Annotated in this window: 22 protein-coding genes; 5 read left to right on the plus strand and 17 right to left on the minus strand. The window is 69.8% G+C overall.

The features are described 5' to 3' along the window. Positions 1 to 4 precede the first annotated feature (4 nt). The 7 genes from DEU35_RS13025 to DEU35_RS13055 all read right to left on the minus strand — a co-directional run bounded on the left by DEU35_RS13025 (position 5) and on the right by DEU35_RS13055 (position 8,738). Positions 5 to 838 (minus strand): shikimate dehydrogenase, encoded by an 834-nt coding sequence (locus tag DEU35_RS13025; protein WP_116239766.1) that lies wholly within the window; start codon positions 836 to 838, stop codon positions 5 to 7. After that, entirely contained in the window at positions 832 to 2,814 is a 1,983-nt protein-coding gene (gene mltG, locus DEU35_RS13030; RefSeq protein WP_116239767.1) for an endolytic transglycosylase MltG, read from the minus strand. Before mltG ends, DEU35_RS13025 begins: the two co-directional genes overlap by 7 nt. A gap of 1 nt (position 2,815) precedes the next feature. Next, the gene (gene ruvX, locus DEU35_RS13035) at positions 2,816 to 3,289 is read right to left on the minus strand and encodes a Holliday junction resolvase RuvX (RefSeq protein WP_103209511.1); all 474 of its coding nucleotides are present in this window, start codon (positions 3,287 to 3,289) and stop codon (positions 2,816 to 2,818) included. Next, complete coding sequence (gene alaS / locus DEU35_RS13040) at positions 3,286 to 5,955, minus strand: alanine--tRNA ligase (protein ID WP_116239768.1); 2,670 nt, start codon at positions 5,953 to 5,955, stop codon at positions 3,286 to 3,288. Before alaS ends, ruvX begins: the two co-directional genes overlap by 4 nt. Positions 5,956 to 6,016: 61 nt before the next feature. Further along, on the minus strand, positions 6,017 to 6,340 hold the full coding sequence (locus tag DEU35_RS13045) for an ATPase (RefSeq protein WP_103209507.1): 324 nt from the start codon (positions 6,338 to 6,340) through the stop codon (positions 6,017 to 6,019). Positions 6,341 to 6,532: 192 nt separating this feature from the next. Beyond that, a complete protein-coding gene (rpsD, locus tag DEU35_RS13050) occupies positions 6,533 to 7,162 on the minus strand; it encodes a 30S ribosomal protein S4 (RefSeq protein ID WP_056231683.1) in 630 nt (209 codons plus the stop codon). A gap of 184 nt (positions 7,163 to 7,346) precedes the next feature. Beyond that, on the minus strand, positions 7,347 to 8,738 hold the full coding sequence (locus tag DEU35_RS13055) for a replication-associated recombination protein A (RefSeq protein WP_116239769.1): 1,392 nt from the start codon (positions 8,736 to 8,738) through the stop codon (positions 7,347 to 7,349). Positions 8,739 to 8,819: 81 nt separating this feature from the next. Here DEU35_RS13055 and DEU35_RS13060 point away from each other — a divergent pair, with 81 nt between their 5' ends. The 3 genes from DEU35_RS13060 to DEU35_RS13070 all read left to right on the plus strand — a co-directional run bounded on the left by DEU35_RS13060 (position 8,820) and on the right by DEU35_RS13070 (position 11,559). After that, positions 8,820 to 9,137, plus strand: a complete 318-nt coding sequence (locus DEU35_RS13060) for a dioxygenase (protein ID WP_246078124.1) — start codon at positions 8,820 to 8,822, stop codon at positions 9,135 to 9,137. Between the two features lie 132 nt (positions 9,138 to 9,269). Beyond that, positions 9,270 to 10,922 (plus strand): DUF349 domain-containing protein, encoded by a 1,653-nt coding sequence (locus DEU35_RS13065; RefSeq protein WP_309545568.1) that lies wholly within the window; start codon positions 9,270 to 9,272, stop codon positions 10,920 to 10,922. A gap of 64 nt (positions 10,923 to 10,986) precedes the next feature. Continuing rightward, positions 10,987 to 11,559 (plus strand): hypothetical protein, encoded by a 573-nt coding sequence (locus DEU35_RS13070; protein WP_116239770.1) that lies wholly within the window; start codon positions 10,987 to 10,989, stop codon positions 11,557 to 11,559. On the opposite strand, the gene DEU35_RS13075 is transcribed toward DEU35_RS13070, so the two are convergent. From DEU35_RS13075 to pdxS, 10 genes are all read right to left on the minus strand, one after another. After that, positions 11,538 to 13,787 carry a bifunctional (p)ppGpp synthetase/guanosine-3',5'-bis(diphosphate) 3'-pyrophosphohydrolase gene (locus tag DEU35_RS13075; protein WP_103209499.1) on the minus strand — a complete coding sequence of 750 codons (2,250 nt, stop codon included), beginning with the start codon at positions 13,785 to 13,787 and terminating at the stop codon, positions 11,538 to 11,540. The genes DEU35_RS13070 and DEU35_RS13075 overlap by 22 nt on opposite strands. Positions 13,788 to 13,887: 100 nt before the next feature. Further along, on the minus strand, positions 13,888 to 14,874 hold the full coding sequence (gene secF, locus DEU35_RS13080; RefSeq protein ID WP_116239771.1) for a protein translocase subunit SecF: 987 nt from the start codon (positions 14,872 to 14,874) through the stop codon (positions 13,888 to 13,890). Next, positions 14,874 to 16,583 (minus strand): protein translocase subunit SecD, encoded by a 1,710-nt coding sequence (secD, locus tag DEU35_RS13085; RefSeq protein ID WP_103209494.1) that lies wholly within the window; start codon positions 16,581 to 16,583, stop codon positions 14,874 to 14,876. The genes secF and secD overlap by 1 nt, the downstream gene beginning before the upstream one ends. Before the next feature lie 48 nt (positions 16,584 to 16,631). After that, positions 16,632 to 17,075 carry a preprotein translocase subunit YajC gene (gene yajC / locus DEU35_RS13090; RefSeq protein ID WP_103209492.1) on the minus strand — a complete coding sequence of 148 codons (444 nt, stop codon included), beginning with the start codon at positions 17,073 to 17,075 and terminating at the stop codon, positions 16,632 to 16,634. Between the two features lie 80 nt (positions 17,076 to 17,155). Next, on the minus strand, positions 17,156 to 18,202 hold the full coding sequence (gene ruvB, locus DEU35_RS13095; RefSeq protein ID WP_103209489.1) for a Holliday junction branch migration DNA helicase RuvB: 1,047 nt from the start codon (positions 18,200 to 18,202) through the stop codon (positions 17,156 to 17,158). Further along, positions 18,195 to 18,815, minus strand: a complete 621-nt coding sequence (gene ruvA / locus DEU35_RS13100) for a Holliday junction branch migration protein RuvA (RefSeq protein WP_116239772.1) — start codon at positions 18,813 to 18,815, stop codon at positions 18,195 to 18,197. Before ruvA ends, ruvB begins: the two co-directional genes overlap by 8 nt. 9 nt (positions 18,816 to 18,824) lie before the next feature. Continuing rightward, positions 18,825 to 19,427, minus strand: coding sequence for a crossover junction endodeoxyribonuclease RuvC (gene ruvC / locus DEU35_RS13105; RefSeq protein WP_103209483.1), 603 nt, complete (start codon positions 19,425 to 19,427; stop codon positions 18,825 to 18,827). A gap of 48 nt (positions 19,428 to 19,475) precedes the next feature. Further along, on the minus strand, positions 19,476 to 20,234 hold the full coding sequence (locus DEU35_RS13110) for a YebC/PmpR family DNA-binding transcriptional regulator (protein WP_103209481.1): 759 nt from the start codon (positions 20,232 to 20,234) through the stop codon (positions 19,476 to 19,478). 187 nt (positions 20,235 to 20,421) lie between these two features. Then, positions 20,422 to 21,033, minus strand: a complete 612-nt coding sequence (pdxT, locus tag DEU35_RS13115; RefSeq protein ID WP_103209478.1) for a pyridoxal 5'-phosphate synthase glutaminase subunit PdxT — start codon at positions 21,031 to 21,033, stop codon at positions 20,422 to 20,424. Further along, complete coding sequence (pdxS, locus tag DEU35_RS13120; protein WP_180993459.1) at positions 21,023 to 21,907, minus strand: pyridoxal 5'-phosphate synthase lyase subunit PdxS; 885 nt, start codon at positions 21,905 to 21,907, stop codon at positions 21,023 to 21,025. The genes pdxT and pdxS overlap by 11 nt, the downstream gene beginning before the upstream one ends. 116 nt (positions 21,908 to 22,023) lie before the next feature. Here pdxS and DEU35_RS13125 point away from each other — a divergent pair, with 116 nt between their 5' ends. Further along, on the plus strand, positions 22,024 to 23,364 hold the full coding sequence (locus DEU35_RS13125; protein ID WP_116239773.1) for an aminotransferase class I/II-fold pyridoxal phosphate-dependent enzyme: 1,341 nt from the start codon (positions 22,024 to 22,026) through the stop codon (positions 23,362 to 23,364). After that, on the plus strand, positions 23,361 to 24,212 hold the full coding sequence (pdxY, locus tag DEU35_RS13130; RefSeq protein ID WP_103209469.1) for a pyridoxal kinase PdxY: 852 nt from the start codon (positions 23,361 to 23,363) through the stop codon (positions 24,210 to 24,212). Before DEU35_RS13125 ends, pdxY begins: the two co-directional genes overlap by 4 nt. Positions 24,213 to 24,228: the final 16 nt, after the last annotated feature.

The raw sequence follows: 24,228 nt of genomic DNA on the forward strand, positions 1-24,228 counted from the left end.
GGTCCTAGTCTCCCATGAGCGCGGTGCGCATTGCGGCCAGCACCTCGGCCTCGTGCTCCAGGGCGATCGCGGGGTCCCCTCCGACGAACACGCGCACCTGCAGCAGAGCCTGGTGCAGCAGCATCGAGAGACCGTCGTGCGCCTCGCCGCCCGCGCGTTCCCAGGCCTGAGCGAGCGGGGTCGGCCAGCCCCCGTAGACGACGTCGACGAGCGGGCCGGAGACGGATGCCAGCTGGTCGGCGACGCGGCCGAGGTCGGTGCCTCCCGGCAGCGCTGCGATCGTGGCGTCCACCGGTGCGAACTCGGGGTCGTCGAGGGCGACGACGCGAACGACGCCTCCCAGAGCATCGGCGAGGGCGACGAGGGGCGCGGCGGCCTCGGGCCGCCGGGCGCGTACCTCGATGAGCCCGGCTCCCGCACGGGCGGCGGCGACCACCGCGGAGGTCGCCGTCGCCCCGGCGCCGAGCACGCGGACCGCCTCGGGCTCGCGCACGCCGATCTCGTCGAGGGCGCGCGCCAAGCCGCCCACGTCGGTGTTGAAGCCTCGGGGCCCGCGTTCGGTCAGCAGGAAGGTGTTGACGGCGCCCGTGAGGCGCGCATCGTCATCGAGCGAGACGGCGGAGCGGGCGGCGGCATGCTTCAACGGCATGGTGAGCGAGAGACCGCGCCAGTCGGCATCCAGCCCCTCCACCGCGTCGGCGAAGCGCGCCTCGTCGACCTGCCGACGCCCGTACTCCCAGTCGAGGCCGAGCACGCCGTAGGCCGCCGCGTGCAGTCGGGGTGATCGCGAGTGCGCGATCGGGTCGCCCCAGACGGCGAGGCGGCGGCCGGTCAGCATCCGCCGTTCGGATTCTCGCGGCACCACTGCTGGAACTGCGCGACAGCCTTCTCTTGATCGGCGTAGGTGGTCGAGAACACGGTTTCGCCGGTCGACAGATTCACCGTCGTGAAGTAGTACCAGGGGCCGTCGACGGGGTGCATCGCGGCGTCGATCGCGAGGTCTCCGGCGTTGGCGATCGGCCCGACCGGAAGTCCCGGGTACTTGTAGGTGTTGTACGGGTTGTCGCTGTTCAAGGCGTTCGCGCTCGACGACGAGGCTCCAGCATCGAGTTCGTTCGCTCCGTACTGCGCGGTGGAATCCATCTGCAGCAGTCCGTGCGTCTCGGTGTTGTCGGGCTGCAGACGGTTCTCGATGACACGCGAGACCTTGTAGAAGTCTTCGCTGCTGCGGGCCTCGCGCTCGATGATCGAGGCGATCGTGAGGATTCGCTCCCGATCGTTCGGGGCGACGCCGGCTTTGTCCAGCGACTCGATCGTGCGCTTGACCATACGATCGATCACCTGCGAGGCGGTGACGCCGTCGTCGAAGTCATAGGTCGCTGGAAAGATCCAGCCCTCGAGGGTCGGGGCCGACACCCCGTAGGTCGCGGGGGTCGCGACCGCGGCGTCGAGGTCGGCTCGCGCGATGCCGGTCTGCTCCGAGATGATGTCGAGCGACTGCTTCAGGGTCAGTCCCTCGCGCAGCTGCACGGAGTTGTCGAGACGGTTGGCGGGGTCCCGGAGCGCGGCGATCACGGCCTCGGAGGTCATCTGCTGCTGGAGCTTGTAGACGCCGGGCTGGAACGTGAACCCCACGGCGTTGTCGACCATGTACTTGTAGAGCGAGTTGGACGCTTTCGTGACGCCCGCCTCGAAGAGCTTCGGCGAGACGGACTGGCCCGTGTCGCCCGACACGATCGTGACGCGTGCCTCACCGGTCGCCTGGCCGGCCTGGTAGTCGAGGGACTCGCCATTGCCGAGGAATGCCTGGATCCGTTCGCCGTAGGTGTTCCACAGGGCGAACCCGCCGCCGGCGACACCGCCGACGAGGATCAGCACGATCGCGAGGGCGATCCAACGACCGACATGACGCCGCCGTTTCGGGGGCTTCTGCGGTGCCCAGCCGATCTGCTGCGTGGTGGTCTCGCCGGTGAAGAGCTCTTCGAGGGATCCGGATGCCGCGGCTCCCGGCGCGGCGGAGGCGGCAGCCGCCGCGCCGGGACCGACGAGGGCGGGTTCGCGGTCGCGAGCCGGCTCGGTGCGGCGCGACGAGGAGGGAGCGTGAGGCGTCTCGGCGGAGCGGGGAGCGTCCGCGCGGCGGGCGGCGGCCTGCCAGGCGGCGGACTGCGTGTCGCGGGCGGGCTGCGCGGCGGCGCCGGAGGGCGTGTTCTGCGCGGATGTCGTGCGAGGCGCCTGATCTCGCACAGCGCGCGAGGCACGGCCCGCGACTGCCGGCTCCGTTGCCGCCGTGGAGGCCGCGGCAGAAGCACCGTTGCGGCGCGGCCCCGGCGCCGCCTCGTCGCGGCCGCCCGCGGCAGCGGTGTCGCGTGTCGTCTGCGATGACGGGTGATCGGCGCGTCGCGCGGGTGCGTGCTCTTCCGCTCGAGCTGCCGACTGCTCGGCTGCGGAACGAGGGGCGGGCGTCGAACCGCTGCGCGGGGCGTCAGCCGGCTCGGCGGGGAAGGCTCGCGGCCGCTCGGAGGAAGCGGCCGGGTCGAGAGGCGGCTGCGCGTCCGCGACTCGGGGTGCCGGCGCGGGTTCGGCTCCGCGCTCGGCAGGCACGGATGGCGCGACTTCGGCGGCCTGCTCCGGCGAGATCGTCGGCGTGGCCTCGGTCGCCGCTCGCCGGGCTTCACGAGCCGCGCGGCGCGACGGCGGGGCGTTCTCTCCCGAGGCGGCGGCGCGGCGGGAGGAGCGTGCTCCGGTGCGCGGGTCGGGCAGGCGACCGTAGAGATCCGCGAACGGATCGTTCTCGGGAGGCTGGTTCTCGGGCATGTCAGGCGGGCTCCTGTCCCGGTGTTACGGCGGGTCCGGCCGGCTCACCGGACTGTCGCTCCACGTCGAGTGCCTGCTGCAGAAGCACCACAGCGGCGACTTGGTCCACAATGCTACGAGAATCACGCTGGGAACGTCCTGCTTCGCGCAGAACACTCTGCGCCGAGACGGTGCTCAGGCGCTCGTCGACCAGACGGACGGTCATCGGGAGAGCCGCCGCCAATGCCGCGGCGAAGGCCCGGGCGTCGGTGGTCGACGGCGTGTCTTCGCCACGCAGGTTCAGCGGGAGCCCCACCAGCACTTCGAACGCCTCGTACTCTGACGCCAGGGTCGCAATACGGCGAATCGGCTCTCCCTTGCGGGGTACCGTCTCGACGGGGACGGCGAGCACCCCGTCAGGATCCGACCGGGCGACGCCCACGCGGGCGCGCCCGACATCGATACCGAACCGGATACCACGCCGGAACGCCGTCACGCGATCGTCGTCCGCACGTCCGAGACGATGCCCTCGAGCGCCTGGGGCAGGGCTGCGGCATCCGTTCCTCCGCCCTGGGCGACGTCGGGACGACCGCCACCGCCACCTCCGAGGACGCCCGCCGCGGCCTTGGCGAGGGCGCCCGCGGCAAGCCCTCGTTCGCGTGCCGCGTCGTTCGTGACGACGACCACTGTCGCGCGGCCTCCGGTGACGCTCGCGAGAGCGACGACTGCGGGGTCGCTGCCCAGGCGGTCACGCACCTGCAGCGCGAGCGAGCGCACGTCGTCGGCCGAGGCGCCCTCCCCCAGGCTCTGCGCGACCACGCGCACGGTGCCGACGGAGACGGCTGATTCGACCAGCTGCGGGAGGCGACCCGTCAGAGCCTGCGCTTCGAAGGCGGCGATCTTCTTCTCGGCGGCCTTGAGGTTCGCCGCCAGCTCGGCGATGCGCGTGGGCAATTGCTCGCGCGGCGTCTTCAGGCTCGAGCTGAGCTGGGAGACGATCGCACGCTCGGCGGCGAGGTCGCGGAAGGCGTCGAGGCCGACGAGGGCTTCCACGCGGCGATTGGACGCGCCGACCGACTGCTCGCCCACGAGGTTGACCAGGCCGATCTCTGCGCTGCGCGACACGTGCGTGCCACCGCACAGCTCGCGCGACCAGGGGCCGCCGATGTCGACCATACGGACGGTATCGCCGTACTTCTCACCGAACAGTGCCATGGCGCCGGCGGCTTTCGCCTCGTCGAGCGACATGACGCGCGTGGTGACCTCGAGGTTGTCGCGCACCGCGTTGTTGGCGATGTCTTCGATCTCGGTACGCGTCTCGGGAGAGAGCGCCGAGCCCCAGCTGAAGTCGAAACGCATGTAGCCGGCGCGGTTGAGCGAACCGGTCTGCGTCGCCGTCTTGCCGAGCGTGTCGCGGATCGCCGCATGAACGAGGTGAGTGGCGGTGTGGGCCTGCTGGGCGGCGTGGCGGTTGAGCGCGTCCACCACGGTGGTCGCGGGGGCACCGACCGACACCTCGCCGGTCGTCACTTCGACGGTGTGGCTCACGAGTCCCGGGACCGGGCGCTGCACGTCGAGCACCTCGAGCTCGTACCCGGGGCCGACGATGACGCCCTTGTCGGCGACCTGTCCTCCCGACTCGGCGTACAGGGCGGTCTCGGCGAGGATCACCTCGGCGATCTGGCCCTCGGCGGCGCGGTCCGTCCCCGCGCCCTGGATCAGGATGCCGAGCACCCTCGATTCCGTCTGCATCTCGGTGTAGCCGGTGAAGACGGTCTCGCCGTGGGCGCGGAACTCGCGGTAGGCGCTCTGGTCGGCGATCGTGCCCTTGCGGGCGCGTGCGTCGGCCTTGGCGCGCGTGCGCTGCTCGAGCATGAGCTGGTCGAAGGCACCGCGGTCGACGGTCAGCCCGGCTTCTTCGGCGATCTCGAGCGTCATGTCGATCGGGAAACCGTAGGTGTCGTGCAGGAGGAAGGCCTCGGAGCCCGACAGCGTCGTGCCCCCGCCGTTCTTGGCCTCCACGACCGACTGGTCGAGGATGGCGGAACCGGCCGCGAGCGTGCGGAGGAACGTCTGCTCCTCGGCGATCGCGTACGCCGAAAGGCGGGCGTAGTCGGTCTCGACCTCGGGGTAGGACTCCTTCATGGCGTCGCGCGAGGCGGCGAAGAGCTCGGGGAATGTGGCACCTTCGACGCCGAGCAGGCGCATCGAGCGGATCGCGCGACGCATGATGCGGCGCAGGATGTAGCCCCGGCCCTCGTTCGAGGGCGTCACGCCGTCGGCGAGCAGCATGAGCGAGGAGCGCACGTGGTCGGCGACGATGCGCAGGCGCACGTCGTCGTCGTGCGACTCCTGTCCGTACGCCTTGCCGGCCAGCTGTGCGGCCAGGTCGAGCACGGGGCGTACCTGGTCGGTCTCGTACATGTTGTCGACGCCCTGCTTGATGAACGCGATGCGCTCCAGGCCCATGCCGGTGTCGATGTTCTTTGCGGGCAGTTCGCCGACGATGTCGAAGTCGTACTTCGAGCGCACGTTCGTGATCTCGTACTGCATGAACACGAGATTCCAGATCTCGACGTAGCGGTCGTCGTCGGTGGCGGGGCCGCCGTCGACACCGTATTCGGGGCCGCGGTCGAAGAAGATCTCCGAGCACGGGCCGGCGGGGCCGGGCAGACCGGTCGACCAGTAGTTCGTGTCTTTGCCCAGGCGCTGGATGCGCTCGTCGGGCAGAGAGCTCAGCTTCAGCCAGAGCTCGCGCGCTTCGTCGTCTTCTTCGTAGACCGTGACCCAGAGGTCCTTCGGATCGAACGCGAGGCCGCCCTCCGCCTCGGGCGCCGTCAGCAGCTCCCAGGCGAAACGGATCGCGTCTTCTTTGAAGTAGTCGCCGAACGACCAGTTGCCGAGCATCTGGAAGAAGGTGCCGTGACGCGGGGTCTTGCCGACCTCTTCGATGTCGTTCGTGCGAATGCACTTCTGCACGTCGGCCGCACGCGGGTACGGCGGCGGAACGACCCCGCTGAGGTACGGGATGAAGGGCACCATGCCCGCCACGGTGAACAGCAGAGCCGGGTCGTCGGTGACGAGCGAGGCCGAGGGGACGATCGTGTGGTTCTTCTTCTCGAAGAAGTCGAGGAAGCGCTGGGCGATCTCGGCGGTTTTCATGGCGGGTCTTTCCGTACGCATGCGGATCCGCCCCACGGGTGGGGCGAGTGGCCGGTGGGGGTCAGTCGGAGGAGGAAACGGCCTTTTTGGCGGCGCTGGCGGCGTCGTCGACGACGTCGGTGGTCTTCTCGGCCGCGGAGGACGCGACGCTCTTCGCATCGTCGATGATCTCGGAGAGGCGGGTCTCCTGCGCGTGGTAGGCGTCGCTCATGCGGTCGGTGAACTCGCCGATGCGGGAGTCGAGCTGCGCGAGCACCTCCTGCCCGCGGGGGTCCTTGTTGACGAGGTGGGCGGCGACGAAACCGCCGACGATGCCCAACGCGAACCAGACGAGGCTTCTCACGATCACCACTTCTTCCTCGATACGACGCCGCGGTCGCGGCATCCCCCCATCGTAGGCGAGGGGCCCCGTGGAGCGCGCGTCCGCCGACGTGGCGCCCCGGTCACGTCGCATCGCTGCCGCACCTCGGCCGGTCCCTTCCGGTGCGGGGCGTGCCGAGTCCATCCGCGCGGAAGCGCTCCGCGAGTACCAGAAAGGGCGCCGGGAGAACCCGACGCCCTTCTGTGCTCGCTGAGGTCAGCGGGCGGCGTAGTACTCGACGACGAGCTGCACGTCACACGTGACGGGCACCTCGGCGCGCTTCGGGCGACGGACGAGCTTCGCCTGCAGCGTCGAGAGGTCGACCTCGAGGTAGCCCGGAACGGGGGGCAGCACTTCGGCGTGCCCACCGGCGGCGGCGACCTGGAAGGGCTCGAGACCCTCGCTCTTGGTCTTGACGTGGATCAGCTGACCCGGCTTCACGCGGAACGACGGGCGGTCCACGAGCTGGCCGTCGACCATGATGTGGCGGTGCACGACGAGCTGGCGAGCCTGCGCGGTGGTGCGGGCGAAGCCCGAACGAACGACGAGGGCGTCCAGACGCATCTCGAGCAGCTCGACCAGGTTCTCACCAGTCAGGCCGTCGGTGCGGCGGGCCTCGTTGAACGCGATGCGCAGCTGCTTCTCGCGGATGCCGTACTGCTCGCGCAGACGCTGCTTCTCGCGGAGGCGAACGGCGTAGTCGCTGTCGGCCTTGCGCTTGGTGCGACCGTGCTCACCCGGAGCGTAGGGACGCTTCTCGAGGTAGCGGGCGGCCTTGGGGGTGAGCGCGACGCCGAGGGCGCGCGACAGACGCACCTTGCGGCGGTCCTGAGACTTCGTGGTCACGAAGTTCTCCTTCCGATGACGCGGCCGCGCCTTTCGCGGCTCGCGGGCGTATCGCCCCCTTCCGCCCGATCCGGAGCGCACGCCGGGGCGCACCGGAAGGTGATCACAGGAAGGAGGGGATGCCCGAAAACCCTGTTTCGAGCCGGTTCATGCTATCAGAGCCGCCCGCACGGTCGTCGAGCGCCTACGCCCCGTCGAGGATGCGACGGATTTTCTCCAGGCGCGCGGAGACGTCGCGTTCGGTGCCGTGGTTCGTGGGCTCGTAGTAACGTCTGCCCGCGAGTTCGTCGGGAAGGTACTGCTGCGTCACGATCCCGATCTCGCTGTCGTGGGCGTACTTGTATCCCTTGCCGTGCCCCAGCCGCTTGGCGCCCGGGTAGTGCGCGTCGCGGAGGTGCATCGGCACACGCCCGAAACCGCCGGCGCGCACGTCGGCGATCGCGGCGTTGATGGCGTTGTAGGCGGCATTCGACTTGGCGGTGGTGGCGAGGTAGATCGTGGCCTCGGCGAGGGGGATGCGTCCCTCGGGCATGCCGATGAACGCGACGGCGTCGGCCGCGGCGACAGCGATCTGCAGGGCCTGGGGGTCGGCCATCCCGATGTCCTCGGCGGCGGAGATCACCAGGCGCCGAGCGATGAAACGGGGGTCCTCCCCCGCCTCGATCATGCGCGCGAGGTAGTGGATCGCGGCATCCGGATCCGAACCGCGCACCGACTTGATGAAGGCGCTGATCACGTCGTAGTGCTCGTCGCCCTGGCGGTCGTAGCGCAGCAGCGCACGATCGACGGCCTGGGCGATGTGGTCGGCGGTGATCACGGGGAGCTCTCCCCCGTCGCCGGCGAACGGGCCCGGGTCCTGCTCGTCGTCGTCGTCCGAGTCGGGCGACGTGGCACCGTCGTCCCCCGCGACCGATGCCGCCGCCTCGAGAGCGGTCAGAGCTCGACGGGCGTCGCCGGACGCCAGGCGCACCAGGGCGGCGCGCGCTTCGTCTTCGAGCACGACCCGGCCGGCCAGACCGCGCGGATCGGTCACGGCACGATCCACCAGGGCCCCGAGGTCGTCGTCGCCGAGCGGGCGAAGGGTGAGCAGGAGCGAGCGCGACAGCAGCGGCGAGATGACCGAGAACGAGGGATTCTCGGTGGTCGCGGCGATCAGGACGACCCACCCGTTCTCGACGCCCGGCAGCAGGGCGTCCTGCTGGGCCTTGGTGAAGCGGTGGATCTCGTCGAGGAAGAGGATGGTCGACTGCCCGTAGAGGTCGCGCTGGGTGAGCGCTTCTTGCATGACCTCGCGCACGTCTTTCACGCCCGCGGTGATCGCCGATAGCTCGACGAAACGGCGCCCCGACGACCGCGCGATCGCCTGGGCGAGCGTCGTCTTCCCGGTACCCGGCGGGCCCCACAGAATGACCGAGGCCGCGGTGACGGATGCCGAGGAGTCGGTGGTGGCGAGGGTGACCAGTGGTGACCCCGGTCGCAGCAGATGCCCTTGACCGGCGACCTCGTCGAGGCTCACCGGGCGCATGCGCACGGCGAGCGGCGTCTGGCCCTGGAAGAGGGCGGAGGAAGAGGTCACCCCTCCAGGCTAACCGCGGCCTCCGACACCGCGTCCGCGAGAGCGAAACCAGCGCAGGGGGCGGCCTTTTGTAGGATCGACGTGCCCGGACGGGCGGAGGAGGTCGATGTGGCGACGCGCGGGAAAGACCGGCAGACGCGGGAGCAGCGCGCGCGTGCTCGCGCGTATCAGGCACGGCTCGAGCTCCACGCCCGTCAGGGGCGGCGTCGCACGCGCGACAATCTGATCGGCGTCATCGTCGGTCTCCTCGTGATCGCCGGAGCGGTGGGGGCGCAGACCGCCTACTTCGTCGCGGGCCCCGGTGCGCCGACGCCGGCCCCCTCTCCGACGGAGAATCCCACGACACCGGTCCCCACGGAGATCCCCGCGCCCCTTCCGTCGCCCTCGTCCACTCCCTGACCGCCCACACGGGGCGGTCGTCGCGGCCGGGCGGTGATGCGCGCGCCTCGATCCTGTGTCGGAGGGGCCGCGCGTACTAGGCTCGGAGAGTCCTTCTCCCCCAGGCGGTTCTGCCGCGATGAGGTGCTACCCGTGACTTCCGTCCCCACTCCCGAGACCTCCGACCCGCGCGACGACGCGAGCGCCGTCGAGGTCGATCCCGCCGCCACGACCCCGGTCGAGGCGGAGACCGACGCTCCCGCAGCCGAGGGCGCGTTCCCCGATGAGGCCGCCGCTTCCGCCGAGGAGCACGAGGCTCCCGCCGCCGCTGCCCTCGCCGACGAGGCGCCGCGTCCAGACGAGTCGGCGGATGCCGCTGAGCCGGCGCCCGTCGACGAGGCCGGCGCCGACGAGGCTTCGGACGCTGAGCCCGCGGGAGACCATGCGGCCGCCGAGGTCGAGGCCGCCGCCGACGAGGCGGAGGCGCCCGGCGCCCAGCCCGCCGTCGTGCAGCCCGTCCTCCCGCGGCCCGGCGCGCGCATTCCCGGCCCGCCTCCGGGCAAGACCGCTTCCGCCGCGCCCGCTCAGCCGTGGGGCCGCGTCGACGACGAGGGAACCGTCTCGGTCCGCGAGGGCGACGACTGGCGTGTCGTGGGCCAGTACCCCGACGGCACGCCCGCCGAGGCGCTCGCCTACTACCAGAGAAAGTTCTCGGATCTCGCCAGCGAGGTCACGCTGCTGGAGACCCGCCACCGTCGCGGTGGTGCCTCGGCATCCGACCTCCGCTCGACGGCGAAGACGCTCCGCGGCAAGCTCGACGGCGCCGCCGCGGTGGGCGACCTTGCTGCCCTCATCGCTCGCGTGGATGCCCTCACCTCCGAGCTCGCCGAGGCGAGCGAGAGCGAGGCCGTCGCCGCCAAGCAGGCCACCGAAGAAGCTGTGCGCGAACGCACGGCGATCGTCGAAGAGGCCGAGGCCCTCGCCGCCCGTGATCCCCAGACGGTGCAGTGGAAGCAGATGACCGCAGACATGACGGCGCTGTTCGAGCGGTGGCAGGCCCACCAGCAGAACGGTCCCCGACTGTCGAAGTCGACGGCGCAGCAGCTGTGGCGCCGTTTCCGCGACGCCCGCGCCACGGTCGATCGTCACCGCCGCGAATTCTTCTCCTCGCTGGACGAGACCCACAAGTCCGCCCGTGAGGCGAAGACGCGTCTCGTCGAGCGCGCCGAAGCCCTCGCGCCTCGTGGCGAAGACGGCATCGGAGCGTACCGCGACCTTCTCGACGCCTGGAAGGCTTCGGGCCGCGCAGGGCGCAAGGTCGACGACGCACTCTGGGCACGCTTCAAGGCCGCCGGTGACGCGCTCTACGGTGCGCGTATCGAGCGCGAGTCGGCCGACGCTGAGGCCTCGAAAGAGAAGATCGAGCAGAAGCGTGCGCTCCTCGAGAAGGCCGCGCCGATCGTCGACGAGAAGAACCTCGCGACCGCCCGCCAGAAGCTGACCGCGATCCAGCGCGAGTGGGACGAGATCGGCCGCATCTTCCCGCGCGACAAGGAGCGCGTCCTCGACGACGAGCTGCGCAAGATCGAGCAGAGCGTGCGCACGCGCGAGGATGCCGACTGGAAGCGCAACGACCCCGAGCAGAAGGCGCGCGCGAACGACATGACGCGTCAGCTGACCGACGCGATCGACAAGCTCGAGGCCGAGCTCGCCGACGCCGAGTCGCGTGGTGACAAGCGCGCCGCGGCCCAGGCGTCGGAGGCCCTCGAAGCGCGCCGCACCTGGCTGCGCGCCCTTGGCGGCTGATCAGTTCTCCACAGGTAGACGGTTTCGGCCGTCACGGGCGACACTGCCCCGCCACACTGACGGGATGGTGTCGCCCTTTCTGTTCTTCCCCGGCGAGCGTCTCGCTCTGAGCGAGCTCAGTGCCGCGTGCCTCGACGGGCTCCTCGTGCCGCTCGGTGAGGGGTTCATGCCCGCCGACGCGGTCGAGACGGCGTGGATGCGCGCCCGAAGCCTCGTCCCCCTGTTGGGGGCTCGATGGGCGGGGGTACGGCTCACCGCGGCATGGGTGCACGGGGGGATGCCGACCGAGCCGATGCGGCACCACCTTCAGCGGGTGGCGAAGACACGGACGCGCGCGCACCACGTGACCCGCGCGGTCTTCCACGACGTGCGCCTGCCGCCGGCCGACACGGTGTCGCTCGCCGGCATCCACTTCAGCACGCCGGGGCGAAGCCTTGCCGACCTCGCCCGCTCCCAGGACGAGCAGCAGCGCGCCGTGGCGCTCGCGTGGGCGAGCTCCGACCCGCGTACGCGGAGGGAAGCGCAGGCCTGGCTCGATCGGCATCCGACATTCCCTCACGGCAGGCGTGGGACCGCGCTCCTCGCGAGCGTGACCGCCGACGGCGACCGCGAAGCCTACGACGAGGTGACGCGGTAGACGTCGTAGACGGCGTCGATGCGGCGCACGGCGTTGAGTACGCGGTCGAGGTGCACGGTGTCGCCCATCTCGAACACGAACTTGCTGAGGGCGAGCCGATCGTTCGTGGTCGACACAGTGGCCGAGAGGATGTTGACGTGGTGCTCGCTGAGCACGCGGGTCACATCGCTCAGGAGCCCCGAGCGGTCGAGGGCCTCGACCTGGATCTGCACGAGGAAGACGCTCTTGGTCGTGGGCGCCCACTCCACGTCGATCAGACGGTCGGGTTCTTCTTTCAGCGCCTTCACGTTGGTGCAGTCGCCCCGGTGCACCGAGACGCCGCTCCCGCGCGTCACGAAGCCGACGATCTCGTCGCCCGGCACCGGCGTACAGCACTTCGCGAGCTTGACGAGGATGTCGGGGGCACCGCGCACGAGCACACCCGAATCGCCACCGCGCGGGGCGCGGCTGCGACCGACGGGGATGTCGATGGGCCCGGTGTTCGTCTCTTCGACGTTGACGAGCGCGGTGACCTTCTCGATCACCGATTGGGTGGAGACGTGACCCTCGCCGACGGCGGCGTAGAGGGCGGAGACGTCCTCGTAGTGGAAGAGCCGGGCGACCTCGGTGAACGAGTCCTGGTTCATCAGGCGCTGGAGCGGCAGGTTCTGCCGGCGCATAGCGCGGGCGATCGAATCCTTGCCCTGTTCGATGGCCTCTTCGCGGCGTTCCTTCGTGAACCACCCGCGGATCTTGTTGCGCGCACGAGTGCTCTTGACGAAGCCGAGCCAGTCCTGGCTCGGGCCGGCGTCGGGGTTCTTGGAGGTGAAGACCTCGACGACGTCGCCGCTCTGCAGCGTCGACTCGAGCGGCACCAGGCGACCGTTGACCTTGGCCCCCATTGTGCGGTGGCCGATCTCGGTGTGCACGGCGTAGGCGAAGTCGACCGGGGTGGCGCCCGTCGGAAGCCCGACCACGCGCCCCTTGGGCGTGAAGACGTAGACCTCTTTCGCGCCGATCTCGAAACGCAGCGAGTCGAGGAACTCCCCCGGGTCGGCGGTCTCGGCCTGCCAGTCCGAGATGTGCGCGATCCACGCCATATCGGCGTCGACGGCCTTGGCGTCGGCCTTGCCGCCCGCCATCCGCTCCTTGTACTTCCAGTGCGCGGCGACGCCGAATTCCGCCTGCTGGTGCATCTCGTGCGTGCGGATCTGGATCTCGACCGTGCGACCGCCCGGTCCGATGACCGTGGTGTGCAGCGACTGGTAAAGGTTGAACTTCGGCGTGGCGATGTAGTCCTTGAATCGACCCGGCAGCGGCGTCCACCGCGCGTGTATGGCACCGAGCACGGCATAGCAGTCGCGCACGGTGCCGACGAGGATCCGGATGCCGATGAGGTCGTAGATGTCGTCGAACTCGCGACCCCGCACGACCATCTTCTGATAGACGGAGTACAGCTGCTTGGGTCGGCCCATCACCCGGCCGCGGACGCGCAGCTCACGCAGGTCGGCGTCGACGGCATCGATGACGTTCTGGACGTACTGCTCGCGCTGAGGCGTACGTTGCTTGACCAGGCTGTCGATCTCGGCGTACAGCTTGGGGTGCATCACCGCGAAGGAGAGGTCTTCGAGCTCGCTCTTGATCGCCTGGATGCCGAGGCGATGCGCGAGCGGCGCGTAGATCTCGAGCGTCTCGGTCGCCTTCTTCGCGGCCTTGTGCGGGGGCACGAAACCCCAGGTCCGGGCGTTGTGCAGGCGGTCGGCGAGCTTGATGAGCAGGACACGGATGTCTTTCGACATCGCCACGATCATCTTGCGCACGGTTTCGGCCTGCGCGCTGTCGCCGTACTTGACCTTGTCGAGCTTGGTCACGCCGTCGACGAGCATCGCGACCTCGTCGCCGAAGTCGGCGGCGAGCTCGTCGAGGGGGTATCCCGTGTCTTCGACGGTGTCGTGCAGCAGGGCCGCCGCGATGGCCTTCGGCCCCAGCCCGAGCTCGGCGAGGATTTGCGCGACGGCCAGCGGGTGCGTGATGTAGGGCTCGCCGCTCTGACGCTTCTGCCCGTCGTGCGCCTTGTCTGCGACGGCGTAGGCCCGCTCGATGATCGCGAGGTCGCCCTTGGGATGGTGCGTGCGCACCGTGCGCAGCAGCTTGTCGACGTCGTCACGACGGGCCGCGCGCGAGAAGATACGCGGAACGAGACGTCGCAAGGAGGACGGCGGCGGCGCGGAAGAAGTGATCTCTGCCATGTCACACCCCTTCCTTACGGCCAGTCGATCAAGTCTATGCCTCGCGGCAGGGGTCCACGGCGGGGTCCGCCGGCGGAACCCGAGGGGCGGGGCCCCGGCCTCAGGCCGGGACGCCCGCCTTCTCGCGGGCTGCCACGACGCGCGCGTCGCGCTGGGCGATCGGCTTCTCCTTCTCGCGCAGCAGGGCGTACATCGGCACAGCCACGAAGAGCGTCGAGTACGCGGCGACGATCGTGCCGACGAAGATCGACAGCGAGATGTCGCTGAGCGTGCGCGCACCGAGCGGTACACCGATGAAGAGGATCGCGCCGACGGGCAGGATCGCGACGACCGTCGTGTTGATGGATCGGATCAGCGTCTGATTGGCGGCGAGGTTCACCGACTCCGAGAACGTGCGACCGGAGATCTCCCCGTCCTCCCTGGTGTTCTCCCTCACCTTGTCGAAGACGACGGTGGTGTCGTACAGGGCGTAGGAGAGGATCGTCAGGAAGCCGATGACGGCGGCCGGCGAGATCTCGAAGCCGAAGACGGCGTAGACACCGACGGTGATGACGAGCACGTCGACGAGGCCGATGATCGCGGCGACCGACATCTTCCAGGTGCGGAAATAGAGCGCCAGGATCAAGAACGTCAGCGCGAGGAAGATCGACAGTCCCCACAGCGACTGACGAGTGACGTCGTTACCCCAGGTGGGGCCGATGAACGAGTTCGTGATCTCGGAGGCCGGCACGTCGTACGCCGTGGCCAGGGCGGACGAGACCGCCTGCGTCTGATCGTTGTCCAGCTGGTCGGTCTGCACCCGAACGGACTGGTCACTGATCGTGGTGACGCGGGTGGTGGCATCCGGGACGACCGAGGTCACGGCCTGCGTGGCCAGAGCCTGGTCGAACGTCGACGGGTTGGACACCGTGAACTGCGAGCCACCGGTGAACTCGATCGAGAACTGCACGGGCCGGAAGAGCGGCACGAGGGCCGCGCCGATCACCAGGACCGCGGCGATGATGAACCACAGGCGACGACGCTGCACGAAGGGGAAAGATGTCTTTCCCGAATAGAGGTCGTTGCCGAGCTGCGACATGGAGCGCATCAGTCGTCTCCCTCCTTCGTGGAGCGGCTATCGCCGCGGCTGGCGGCCGCCAGTTCGGCCTGCTTGCGTTCGGCGATCGTCTGCCGACGCTGCGCCTCGCCGCGGGACTTCTTCACCCGACCGGCGTCGACCACGGGAGCCCGGAACTGCGCGCGACCGCGGTACACGGCGCCGAGGGCGTTGGGGTCCATCCCTGAGAGGGGGTGACCCGAGCCGAAGAACCGGGTGCGAGCGAGCAACTGCATCACGGGGTGCGTGAACAGGATGAAGATCAGGATGTCGATCGCGGTCGTGAGGCCGAGCGTGAACGCGAAGCCCTTCACCGTGGCATCCGCGAGGATGTACAGCACGACGGCCGCGAGGATGTTGATCGACTTCGAGATGTAGATCGTGCGCTTCGCGCGCGACCAGCCGTCCTCGACCGCTGCGGTGATCGACTTGCCGTCGCGCAGTTCGTCTCGTATTCGTTCGAAGTAGACGATGAACGAGTCAGCGGTGAAGCCGATGGTGACGATCAAGCCGGCCACACCCGCGAGCGAGAGGCGGAAGCCCGCTCGCCACGCGAGGATGCACAGTGCCAGGTAGGTCAGCACCGCCATCACGCCGAGCGAAGCGATGATCACCGTACCGAGCGCCCGATAGACGATGAGCGAGTAGATCGCGACGAGACCCAAGCCGATGAGACCGGCGATGAAACCGACCTGCAACTGCTGCGAACCGAGCGTCGCCGACACGGTGTCGGAGCTCACGACCTGGAAGCTCAGCGGCAGGGCACCGTACTTCAGTTGATCGGCGAGGGCCTTCGACGACTCCTGCGTGAACGATCCCGTGATGCTGGGGCGGCCGTCGACGATGATGCCGTTCATCGACGGTGCCGACAGCACGGAGCCGTCGAGCACGAACGCGAACTGGTTCAGCGGCGGCTGCGCACCGTAGAGACGCTGGCTGATCTCGGCGAATTTCTGCGTGCCCTGGTCATTGAAGACGAGGTTCACGGCCCACTGGCCGGTGTTCTGCTCCTGGCCGTTGGTGGCGTTGGAGATGTCGGTGCCGTCGAGCTCGACGGGGCCGAGGATGTACTTCTGCCCGTCGTTCGTACCGCATGTGATCATCGGCTGATCTGCGGGCGCCTGGGCGGGGTTGCTCGGCGGGTTCGCGCAGTCGTACGCGAGGAACTGCGCCTGCAGGGCAGGGGTGATGTACGCCGGGTCGCTCGCATTGGTCGGCGAAGCCGTGGGCGTCGACGGCAGGCTCGGGTCGGGCGTCGGGTAGGGCGTCGAGACGCCGTCCTGACCCACGAACGAGGTCGCCGGCGAACCGGTGAACAGCACCGGGCGCAGCTGCAGCTGGGCCGAGCTCTGGATGCGCTGTCGCGTGGCCTCGTCGGCCTGTCCGGGGATCTGCACGACGATGTTGCGTCCACCCTCGGTGGCGACGTCGGCTTCACCCACGCCCGAGGCATCGACGCGCTGGCGGATGATCGTGACGGCCTGTGCCAGCTGTTCGCTGTCGGGCGCGGCGCCGTCGGTGGTCTGGGCTTGCAGGATGATCTGCGTGCCGCCCTGGAGGTCGAGCGCGAGCTCGGGGGTCCAGGAACTGGCGTTATACACGTACACGCCCAGCGCGTTGATGCCGAAGAGCACGCCGGTGATGGCGAGCAATCCGGTCAAAACGCGCCAGGCGTGACGGACGGGAGTCGAGGGCGCCACGGAGTCGGCTTTCTGTGCGGCGGTGAACGGAAGGGCGGGAGGGGGCGATCAGACCGCGGGGCGGTCCTTGTCGTCGCGCTCGGCGTCGGCGGCGTGCTGGCGGGCGGCGCGCTGGTCGTCGCTGATCGAGGTGATGTCGCCGTCGGCGACACCGGCGACGTACTCGGCCTCGGTCTCCTCGGCTTCGATGTACTCGTCCTCGGTCACCGTGCCCGCGGCGGGGTCGACGATGCGGAGGATGGCCTGGCTGTGCACCTTGATGACGACACCGGGGGCGATCTCGACGTGCGCCGGCTTGTCGAGGTCTTCGCCGTCGTACTCGACGATGGTGCCGTAGAGGCCGCCCTGCAGCAGCACCTCGGCGCCGGGGACCGTCTCGCGGGCCTTCTGCTCAAGCTCGGCCTTCTGCTTCTTCATGCGACGGCGGGAGCTCAGGAACATGAAGACGAGCAGACCCGCGAACAGAATGAGCAGGAGGAAACTGGAGTCCATGGAGGCGGTGCACCTTTCAGATCAGGCGCGCCGTGCGGCACTGCCTAGCGGGGGTCGGGGAATCCCCCGCCGAGTATAGGTCATGAGCCCCGGCTGAACCGGAGCATGCCGTCGGGATGGGGCGCTCCGAGGTGGTCGTACGCCTCGGGAGTCGCCACCCGCCCGCGGGGCGTCCGCCCCATGAATCCGATGCGCACGAGATAGGGCTCGACGACCGATTCGATGGTCTCCGGCTCCTCTCCGACGGCCACGGCGAGGGTGCTGAGGCCTACCGGTCCCCCACGGAAGCGGCGCACGAGGGCGTCGAGGACGGCCCGGTCGAGGCGGTCGAGGCCGATGGCATCCACGTCGTAGAGATCGAGAGCGGCGCCGACCGTCCGCACGTCGGCGTGGCCCTCGTCGGTCCCGGTCGACGGACCGTTCACCACGAGATAGTCCCGGACGCGCCGGAGCAGGCGGTTGGCGATACGGGGCGTTCCTCGCGAGCGGCGGGCGATCTCGGAGCGCGCGGTGCCCGGGAGGCCGACATCGAGCATGGATGCCGAGCGCGAGACGACCCGCTCCAGCTCTTCGGGCTCGTAGTACTCGAGGTGGGCGGTGAAGCCGAAGCGGTCGCGCAGCGGGTTCGGCAGCAGGCCCGCGCGTGTCGTGGCGCCCACGAGGGTGAAAGGAGCGAGGTCGAGGGGGATGCTGGTCGCGCCCGCGCCCTTGCCGACCATGATGTCGATGCGGAAGTCCTCCATCGCGAGGTACAACATCTCTTCCGCCGAGCGCGCCATGCGGTGGATCTCGTCGATGAAGAGCACCTCCCCCGGCGTGAGCGACGACAGCAGGGCGGCGAGGTCGCCCGCGTGCTGGATCGCGGGACCGCTCGACAGGCGGAGCGGCCGACCGCTCTCGTGCGCCACGATCATCGCGAGGGTGGTCTTGCCGAGCCCCGGAGGACCCGAGAGCAGGATGTGGTCGGGGGAACGCTGCTGGATCCGCGCTGCGTCCAGCAGCAGCTGCAGCTGGCCGCGCACCTTCTGCTGGCCGACGAACTCTGCGAGCGAGGTGGGCCGCAGGGCGCCCTCGATGGCGAGTTCGACCTCGTCGTCGGGCGTGCCGGCGTCTCGGACGTCAGCCACTCACGCTCTCCTTGCGGGCGGGGCCCAGCAGGGCGAGCGTGAGTCGGAGGAGCGCTTGGACCGAGGCGCGGTCGGCCTCGGAGGCGGTTTCGGCGACGGATGCCACGGCCTCGGCCGCCGTCCGTTCCGTCCAGCCCAGGCCCACGAGTGCCTGCGTCACCTGCACGGGAACCTGGCCGTGCGGCGAGGCGGCGGCGGGAGCGGCGGCGGGGGCGACCTGCAGCTTGCCGGCGAGCTGGACGACGATGAGTTTGGCGGTCTTGGGGCCGATGCCCGAGACGCGGCGGAACGGGGCGTCGTCGTCGTCGGCCACGGCTTGGGCGATCTGCGGCACGGTGAGCGACGACAAGACGCCGAGGGCGGACTTCGGGCCGACGCCGGTGACGCTGATCAGCTGGGTGAACACGGTGAGCTCCTCGCGGGCTTCGAAGCCGTAGAGCGACAACGCGTCCTCGCGCACGATGAGGTTCGTGTGCAGGTGGACGTCGTCGCCGACATGCACCGTCCGCGCGAGTTGCGCGGTCACGGCGACGGAGAAGCCCACACCTCCCACCACGATGACCAGCGAGTCGTCGGCGACGTGAGCCGCCGTACCGTGCAGCGAGGAGATCATCCCGACAGCCTACGCGCCCGTTCGTACATGTGTTCGAGCGACACGCGTCGGCGGAGTGCGCTTCTTCTCGGCATCCCTCCAGGCCTTCTGGGCGGGTGTCAGGGCGCCGTCTCCCGAGGAGGCGGCCGCTCCCCCGCGCCAGGCGTGGCACAGCGCAATCGCCAGGGCGTCGGCGGCATCCGCGGGCTGAGGGAGGGTGTCAAGCCGCAGGACCCGGGCGACCATCGTCTGCACCTGCAGTTTGTCGGCGGAGCCGTACCCGGTGATCGCGGCTTTCACCTCGCTGGGGGTGTGGGTCGCGGCGGTCAGCCCGTGCTCGGCTGCCAGCATCAGGGCGATGCCGCTGGCCTGAGCGGTGCCCATCACCGAGTGGAGGTTGTTCTGGGCGAAGACGCGCTCGACGGCGACGACGTCCGGCTGGTGTGCGACCAGCACCTCGCGGATGCCGGCGGCGATCGCCGCGAGACGCTTCTCGATCGGGTCCGTCGGCGCGGAGCGGGCGACGCCCACGTGCACGAGCGAGGCCGTGCGGTTCGGTGAGACGTCGACGACGCCGAGGCCGCAACGGGTCAGGCCGGGGTCTATGCCGAGGACGCGGAGGGAACGAGACACGGCCCCCACGCTAAGCGCAGGGGCCGTGTCGAGACGAAGGGCGCGCCCTTACTCGTCGTTCTCGAGTTCGGCCTGAACGTCGGCGCTCATGTCGAAGTTCGTGTAGACGTTCTGCACGTCGTCGCTGTCTTCGAGGGCGTCGATCAGGCGGAACACCTTGCGGGCGGTGTCGGCGTCGACCTCCACCTTGAGCGAGGGGACGAACTCGACGTCGGCGGAGTCGTACTCGATGCCGGCATCCTGCAGCGCGCTGCGCACCGACACGAGGTCGGAGGCCTCGGTGATGACACCGAAGCCTTCGCCGTGCGGCTCGACCTCTTCGGCTCCGGCCTCGAGGACCGCGAGCATGACGTCGTCTTCGGTCGTGCCCTCGGAGGGGACCACGATGACGCCCTTGCGGCTGAAGTTGTAGGCGACGCTGCCCGGGTCGGCGAGCGTGCCGCCGTTACGGCTGAGGGCGGTGCGCACCTCGGCCGCGGCACGGTTCTTGTTGTCGGTCAGACACTCGATGAGGAAGGCCACACCGTTGGGTCCGTAGCCCTCGTACATGATCGAGGAGTACTCGACGGCCTCGCCGCCGATGCCGGCACCGCGCTTGATGGCGCGGTCGATGTTGTCTTTGGGGACCGAGGTCTTCTTGGCCTTGAGCACGGCGTCGAAGAGGGTGGGGTTGCCCTGGAGGTCGGCTCCACCGAGCTTCGCCGCGACCTCGATGTTCTTGATGAGCTTGGCCCACGACTTGGCGCGACGGGAGTCGATGACCGCCTTCTTGTGCTTGGTCGTGGCCCATTTGGAGTGTCCGGACATGCTGCAACTTTATCGTGGCTTCCACGAGGGCGTTGGCGTGCAGGCGAGCTCGGTCTCTTGCGGCCCCGCCCAGGTCCAGGAACGAGACGAACTCACCCGCTGCGCACCTGGATCCCACTCCCGTCCGGCGCACCGCGACCGCGCGTCGCGATCGACGGACGCGAGCAGCTCCACCGCGGGTGCGGAGTCAGTGCGCGCGCATCCCGCGTCGGTTCGACACGTGGTCCAGGAACCGGCGATGGAACCGCGTCTCCCCCGTCGATTCGGGGTGGAACGCGGTACCCAGCAGGGCGCCCTGCTCGATCGCGACGACGCGCCCATCGGGAAGGGATGCCAGGGGCTCGGCATCCGGTCCCCATTCGACGACCGCGGGCGCACGGATAAACACCGCATGCACCGGCGGATCACCGAGGGCGGGGACGTCGAGGTCGGTCTCGAACGAGGCGGTCTGGCTGCCGAAGACGTTGCGGGCGACGCGCGCGTCGATGCCCCCGAAGGTCCGCTGGCCGGTGATGGCGCCGTCGATGCGGTCGGCGAGCAGGATGAGTCCCGCGCACGTGCCGTACATCGGCATGCCGTCGGCGATCGCCTCTCGGATCGGGTCGAAGAGATCGAAGGCGCGCGCGAGTTTGTCGATGACGCTCGACTCGCCGCCGGGGAGGACGAGGCCCTCCACGGCGGCGAGCTCCTCGGGTCGGCGCACCGGGTGGGCGTCGGCGCCGAGGGCGGTCAGGACCGCGAGGTGCTCCCGCACGTCTCCCTGGAGTGCGAGAACGCCGACGCGGGGATTACCAGCCACGCTCGGCGAGGCGGTGCGGCGCGGGGAGGTCGGCCACGTTGATGCCGACCATCGCCTCGCCGAGTCCGCGCGAGGCCTCTGCCACGACCTTGGGGTCGTCGTGGAAGGTGGTGGCCTTCACGATCGCGGCGGCGCGCTGGGCGGGGTTGCCCGACTTGAAGATGCCCGAGCCGACGAACACGCCGTCGGCGCCGAGCTGCATCATCATCGCGGCGTCGGCGGGAGTGGCCACTCCCCCGGCGGTGAACAGCACGACGGGGAGCTCGCCGGTCTCCGCGATCTCGGCGACGAGGTCGTAAGGCGCCTGCAGTTCCTTGGCCGCGACGTAGAGCTCGTCCTTGGTCTTCGCGCGCAGGGCGTTGATCTCGCTGCGGATGGTGCGGATGTGCTTGGTGGCCTCGGACACATCGCCGGTGCCGGCCTCGCCCTTGGAGCGGATCATCGCGGCTCCCTCGGTGATGCGGCGCAGCGCCTCACCGAGGTTGGTCGCGCCGCACACGAACGGCACGGTGAAGTTCCACTTGTCGATGTGGTTGACGTAGTCGGCGGGCGAGAGCACCTCGGACTCGTCGATGTAGTCGACGCCGAGCTCCTGCAGGATCTGCGCTTCGACGAAGTGGCCGATGCGGGCCTTGGCCATGACGGGGATCGAGACCGAGGCGATGATGTCGTCGATCAGGTCGGGATCGCTCATGCGAGCGACTCCGCCCTGGGCGCGGATGTCGGCGGGCACGCGCTCGAGCGCCATGACGGCGACGGCGCCGGCGTCTTCGGCGATGCGGGCCTGGTCGGCGGTGACGACGTCCATGATCACGCCGCCCTTGAGCATCTCGGCGAGACCGCGCTTGACGCGGGAGGTTCCGGTGTCGGTCATGTCCACTCCGTTCGGCGCCCGGGGGCGCGAGTTCCGCGCTTCGGGGCGCGATCATTTGGCTTAGGCCAAAACGTAGCATGGCTCAGGACATAGGCTGATCGAGACCGAGGGGGCCTATGACCATCGATATGACCGGCCGATCGGCATCCGGTATCGCCGCCGACCTGCGCGAACGCATCGAGCGGGGGGAACTCGCACCGGGCACGCTCCTGCCCTCCGTCCGGGCTGTGGCCGCCGACCTCGGCGTCAACCGCAACACGGTCGTCGCGGCCTACCGCCAGCTCGCCCAGGCGGGGCTCGTCGAAGCCCGCGGACGCAGCGGCACGCGCGTGGCCGACCGCACCGCCGTCGCACAGGAGGGCTATGCACCCGACACCGTGCTGCGCGACGTGGGCACCGGCAACCCCGACCCGACGCTCATCCCCGACCCCACGGCCGCCCTGGCGCGCTCGACTCGGCCCGTCCTCTACGGCGAGCCGGTCATCGACCCGGGCCTCGAAGCGTGGGCCCGCGGGTGGATGGCGGACCAGCTCCCCCACGACGACCTACTGATCACCGTCACAAGCGGCGCGAGCGACGCGATCGAGCGTCTGCTCGCCCAGGCCCTGCAGCGTGACGACGCCGTCGCGTTGGAAGACCCCTGCTTCTTGTCGGCTCTGCACACGGTCCGCACGGGCGGGTATCGCGCCGTTCCGGTGGCGGTGGATGCCGAGGGCATGACCGTCGACGGACTGCGCGACGCCCTGGAGGCCGGCGTTCGCGCCGTGATCTGCACGCCCCGCGCGCACAACCCCACGGGGGCGAGCCTCAGCGCCGAGCGTGCCGCAGCCCTGCGCGAGGTGCTCGCGGAGCATCCCTTCGTGCTCGTCATCGAGGACGACCACTTCTCGCTGTTGTCGCGTGCGCCCCTGCACTCGGTCATCGGCCCCGCGCAGCGTCGGTGGGCGCGCATCCGCTCGATGTCGAAGTTCCTCGGACCCGACACGTGCCTCGCCGTCACGGCATCCGACCCCGACACCGCCGATGGGCTCGCCGTGCGCCTCACGCCCGGCACGACGTGGGTGAGCCACATCCTGCAGCGCATGACGCTCGCCCTGGTCACCGACGACGCCGTCCGCGCTGACATCGAGGCCGCCGCCGAGCACTACGCCGGGCGCAACGCGGCGTTCGCCGCGGCACTCACCGAACGCGGACTCCCCGTCTCCCCGGGCGACGGACTCAACCTGTGGGTGCCGCTCCCGGTCCCCGCGGCGTCGGCGCGCGAGGAACTCATGCGCCGGGGCTGGCTGGTGAGGGAGGGGGACCCGTTCTTCCTCTCCCCCGACCACGCGGGCGCGTTCCTGCGCCTGACGGTGCACGACCTCGACGACGCCTCGACCACCACCCTCGCCGACGACCTCGCCGCCGCCGCGGGCGCGCTCCGTCCCGGCATCCGAGGTGGGAGGATCGAGGCATGAAGGTTCTCTCGATCCAGTCGGCCGTGGCGTTCGGGCACGTCGGCAACTCCGCCGCCGTCTTCCCCCTCCAGCGCATCGGGGTCGAGGTTCTCCCCGTCTACACGGTCAACTTCTCGAACCACACCGGTTACGGCGCCTGGCGCGGACCTCTCATCTCCCCCGCCGATGTCGCCGACGTGCTCGCCGGCATCGAGGACCGTGGCGTGTTCCCCGAGATCGACGTGGTGCTCTCGGGCTACCAGGGCGGTGAGGGGATCGCCGACGTCATCATCGATGCCGTCGCGCGCGTCAAGAAGGCGAATCCGGATGCCGTCTACGCCTGCGACCCCGTCATGGGCAACGCGAAGTCGGGGTGTTTCGTGGCCCCTGCGATCCCCGAACTTCTCCGCGAGCGCGTCGTACCTGTCGCCGACATCCTCACGCCCAACCAGTTCGAGCTCGGGTTCCTCACCGGCACCCAGCCCGACACCATCGACTCGACCCTCGCCTCGGCCGACATCGTGCGTGAGCGCGGCCCGCGGACGATTCTCGTCACGAGCGTCGAACGCCCCGATCGTGAGCCCGACACCATCGAGATGATGGTCGTCGACGACGCCGGCGCATGGATCGTGCAGACACCGCTGATTCCGATGAAGGCCAATGGGTCGGGAGATGTGACGGCGGCGCTTTTCACCGCCCACTACCGTCGGAGCGGCGACGCGGCCGATGCCCTGGCGCGCACGGCATCCAGCGTCTTCGATCTGCTCTCGAACACCTTCGAGTCGGGCTCGCGCGAACTGCGTCTCGTCGAATCCCAGGAGGCCTACGCGAACCCTCGTCTGCAGTTCTCCGTGCGCCAGGTGCGCTGACGCGGCTCCCTCGTTC

Origin of the sequence: Microbacterium sp. AG157, from assembly GCF_003385695.1 — a bacterium.
Taxonomy (GTDB): Bacteria; Actinomycetota; Actinomycetes; order Actinomycetales; family Microbacteriaceae; genus Microbacterium; species Microbacterium testaceum.

Coding starts and splice junctions, on each gene's coding strand:
- yajC (WP_103209492.1), bottom strand. CDS start 17,075: ATGGACTCCAGTTTCCTCCTGCTCATTCTGTTCGCGGGTCTGCTCGTC.
- ruvA (WP_116239772.1), bottom strand. CDS start 18,815: ATGATCTCCTCGCTGCACGGTACGGCGGCTCACGTCGCCGACGACTCG.
- pdxS (WP_180993459.1), bottom strand. CDS start 21,907: ATGACCGACACCGGAACCTCCCGCGTCAAGCGCGGTCTCGCCGAGATG.
- DEU35_RS13075 (WP_103209499.1), bottom strand. CDS start 13,787: ATGGCAGAGATCACTTCTTCCGCGCCGCCGCCGTCCTCCTTGCGACGT.
- pdxY (WP_103209469.1), top strand. CDS start 23,361: ATGAAGGTTCTCTCGATCCAGTCGGCCGTGGCGTTCGGGCACGTCGGC.
- secF (WP_116239771.1), bottom strand. CDS start 14,874: ATGCGCTCCATGTCGCAGCTCGGCAACGACCTCTATTCGGGAAAGACA.
- DEU35_RS13125 (WP_116239773.1), top strand. CDS start 22,024: ATGACCATCGATATGACCGGCCGATCGGCATCCGGTATCGCCGCCGAC.
- mltG (WP_116239767.1), bottom strand. CDS start 2,814: ATGCCCGAGAACCAGCCTCCCGAGAACGATCCGTTCGCGGATCTCTAC.
- DEU35_RS13110 (WP_103209481.1), bottom strand. CDS start 20,234: ATGTCCGGACACTCCAAATGGGCCACGACCAAGCACAAGAAGGCGGTC.
- DEU35_RS13025 (WP_116239766.1), bottom strand. CDS start 838: ATGCTGACCGGCCGCCGCCTCGCCGTCTGGGGCGACCCGATCGCGCAC.
- DEU35_RS13070 (WP_116239770.1), top strand. CDS start 10,987: ATGGTGTCGCCCTTTCTGTTCTTCCCCGGCGAGCGTCTCGCTCTGAGC.
- alaS (WP_116239768.1), bottom strand. CDS start 5,955: ATGAAAACCGCCGAGATCGCCCAGCGCTTCCTCGACTTCTTCGAGAAG.
- DEU35_RS13045 (WP_103209507.1), bottom strand. CDS start 6,340: ATGCCGCGACCGCGGCGTCGTATCGAGGAAGAAGTGGTGATCGTGAGA.